The sequence below is a fragment of the Streptomyces sp. NPDC059853 genome, from assembly GCF_042731495.1.
GTDB lineage: Bacteria > Actinomycetota > Actinomycetes > Streptomycetales > Streptomycetaceae > Streptomyces.
In genome coordinates, this window is the sequence record NZ_JBHWJL010000051.1 from 23784 (window position 1) to 25880 (window position 2097).

Here is a 2097-nt window from a genome sequence, read left to right on the forward strand (position 1 = left end):
TCCCAGTATCGTCCACCAGCAGCAAGGGCCGGGAAGCCCGCAGAGCTTCCCGGCCCTTCGCGTGTGCCGGTGCCCGGCACACACAAACGCGATGCCCGGGCAGCTCCCCAGCTGCCCGGGCACACATGCCGTCCGCCTGACCCCCGTCCCCACGGGGTGTTGGCCGGTGTCCCCGACCCGGGCCGCTCTCCCGGGTCCGGAGCGCCTCTCAGCGCCCCAGTAGTCCGACCACGGACGACGCCTGTGTCACGACGGCGTCGACGCCGCCGATCACGACGGCGAGCGTGATGGCCAGCGGCAGCACCATGGCCACCGCCACCAGCGGATGCCGCCGTGCCGCCCTGGGCGATCCGCCGGTCATCTGCGCCATCTGTCCGCTCCCGTCGAGGTGTTGGCAAGCGGCGGGCGGGTGACCTCGGGGGACGAGTGCTGCGCCCGCCGCTTGACCTCAACATTAGGTGCCGGCCCGGGTCGCCGCGTCAGCCCCGCGTATTGACCCGGTGGCCTCCCAGGGGATGACGCGGACGCCGCGGGGCTACTCCTCAGGGTGGACGCGTGCACCTTTTCACCAGGGGTTTCCCCCAGGGGGACCCGCGCGGCGCACGCCCTTCTCGGCGTTGGGGCCGCCCAGTCCGTAAGCTGTGCGACGGCTGTTGAACAGCACAAGGACCGGGCTGCGAGGTAGACATGGCGATGATGCGGCTCCGGCGCGAGGACCCGCGGGTCATGGGGGCGTTCCGGCTCCACCGCCGGCTGGGCGCCGGGGGCATGGGGGTGGTGTACCTGGGCTCGGACCGGCGCGGCCAGCGGGTGGCGCTCAAGGTCATCCGCCCCGACCTCGCCGAGGACCACGAGTTCCGGGCCAGATTCGCCCGCGAGGTCTCCGCCGTGCGCCGGATCAGGGGCGGCTGCACGGCGCGGCTGGTGGCCGCCGATCTGGACGCCTCCCGGCCGTGGTTCGCCACCCAGTACGTGCCGGGGCCCTCGCTGCACGACAAGGTGGCCGAGCAGGGCCCACTGTCCGCCGCCGAGACCGCCGCCATCGGCGCGGCGCTCGCCGAGGGCCTGGTCGCCGTGCACGAGGCCGGTGTGGTGCACCGTGACCTGAAGCCCTCCAACATCCTGCTGTCGCCCAAGGGCCCGCGCATCATCGACTTCGGCATCGCCTGGGCCACCGGCGCCTCCACCCTCACCCATGTCGGCACCGCGGTGGGCTCTCCCGGCTTCCTGGCGCCCGAGCAGGTACGGGGGGCCACCGTGACCCCCGCCACCGACGTGTTCTCGCTGGGCGCCACCCTCGCCTACGCCACGCTGGGCGACTCACCGTTCGGGCAGGGCAGTTCGGAGGTGATGCTGTACCGGGTGGTCCACGAGGAGCCCATCCTGCGCGGCACCCCCTCGGCGCTGGCCCCGCTGCTGCGCGCCTGCCTGGCCAAGTCGCCGCAGGAGCGGCCCAGTACGCTCCAGCTCGCCAGCCGGCTCAAGGAGATCGCCGCCCGCGAGGCCCGCGGCACGGCACCGGCCCCGCGGCCCAGGCCGCGCCCGGGCGGCGCCGCGCCGGTCGCGCCGCCGCAGCAGGCCCGGGCCCCCCGGTCCGACCCGGCCGCCGCCCCGGCCGGCCGCCCCTCCCCCGTCCCCCGGCCCGCCGCCCGCCGGCCCGCGCCGCTCCCGGCGCGGCGCGGCGGGGACAGCGGGCTGCTGCGCCAGCGGGTGATCGTCTTCGTGGTGGTGACGGTGCTGGTGGCGCTGGGCATCGCGGTCGCCCAGGGGTGTCAGGGGCCGGTCTGAGGCCGCCGCGCGGTGGCCACGGCGTAGAACGCCACGGCGGCGGCAGCGGCCACGTTCAGCGAGTCCACGCCGTGCGCCATCGGGATCCGTACCCACGTGTCGGCCGCCGCCAGGGCGCGCGGGGACAGGCCCGTGCCCTCCGCCCCCAGCATGAGGGCGATCCGGTCGTCGGGGCCGACGCCGGCCAGCGCCTCGGCCAGTTCCACCGCCCGTTCGTCCGGGGTGAGCGCCAGCAGCCGGAACCCGGCCTCGTGCACCGGCGCCAGCGCCTGCGGCCGGCGCTCCAGCCGGGCGTACGGCAGTGAGAAC

3 protein-coding genes are annotated in these 2097 nt (G+C 75.9%); 1 reads left to right on the forward strand and 2 read right to left on the reverse strand.

From position 1 onward, the window contains the following. Window positions 1-208: 208 nt before the first annotated feature. Window positions 209-370, reverse strand: a complete 162-nt coding sequence (locus ACFV5N_RS08475) for a hypothetical protein (RefSeq protein ID WP_019434802.1) — start codon at window positions 368-370, stop codon at window positions 209-211. 317 nt (window positions 371-687) lie between these two features. On the opposite strand from ACFV5N_RS08475, the gene ACFV5N_RS08480 reads away from it, so the two are divergent. Beyond that, a complete protein-coding gene (locus ACFV5N_RS08480; protein WP_385595843.1) occupies window positions 688-1788 on the forward strand; it encodes a serine/threonine-protein kinase in 1101 nt (366 codons plus the stop codon). Here ACFV5N_RS08480 and ACFV5N_RS08485 read toward each other — a convergent pair. After that, window positions 1773-2097, reverse strand: a 325-nt coding sequence (locus ACFV5N_RS08485; RefSeq protein ID WP_385595846.1) for a TrmH family RNA methyltransferase, incomplete at its 5' end; no start/stop codon positions are given. The genes ACFV5N_RS08480 and ACFV5N_RS08485 overlap by 16 nt on opposite strands.